Raw genomic sequence first — 537 nt, 5'->3', positions numbered from 1 at the left:
AGGAATTTCGCTACCTTAGGACCGTTATAGTTACGGCCGCCGTTTACTGGGACTTCAATCAAGAGCTTGCACCCCATCATTTAATCTTCCAGCACCGGGCAGGCATCACACCCTATACGTCCACTTTCGTGTTTGCAGAGTGCTGTGTTTTTAATAAACAGTTGCAGCCAGCTGGTATCTTCGACCGGTTCAACCTTCGTGAGTAAATCACTACAATCTACGCCGGCGCACCTTCTCCCGAAGTTACGGTGCTATTTTGCCTAGTTCCTTCACCCGAGTTCTCTCAAGCGCCTGAGTATTCTCTACCTGACCACCTGTGTCGGTTTATAGTACGGTTTAGTATAACCTGAAGCTTAGTGGCTTTTCCTGGAAGCGTGGTATCGGTTACTTCAGTTCCGTAGAACCTCGTCATCACTTCTCGGTGTTGAATGGTGTTCCGGATTTGCCTAAAACACCCACCTACCGGCTTAAACGCACATCCAACAGTGCGATAACCTAACCTTCTCCGTCCCCACATCGCAGTTATACCAAGTACGG

1 rRNA gene is annotated in these 537 nt (G+C 48.8%); it reads right to left on the bottom strand.

What is annotated here, in order from left to right:
- Window positions 1-537, bottom strand: a 23S ribosomal RNA gene (locus EK386_RS20780); the annotation flags it as partial.

It is taken from the genome of Lysinibacillus antri (assembly GCF_003977595.1).
Lineage (GTDB): Bacteria > Bacillota > Bacilli > Bacillales_A > Planococcaceae > Ureibacillus > Ureibacillus antri.
The sequence above is the reverse complement of the archived record's forward strand: the minus strand, read 5'-3'. Positions and strand labels throughout refer to the sequence as shown.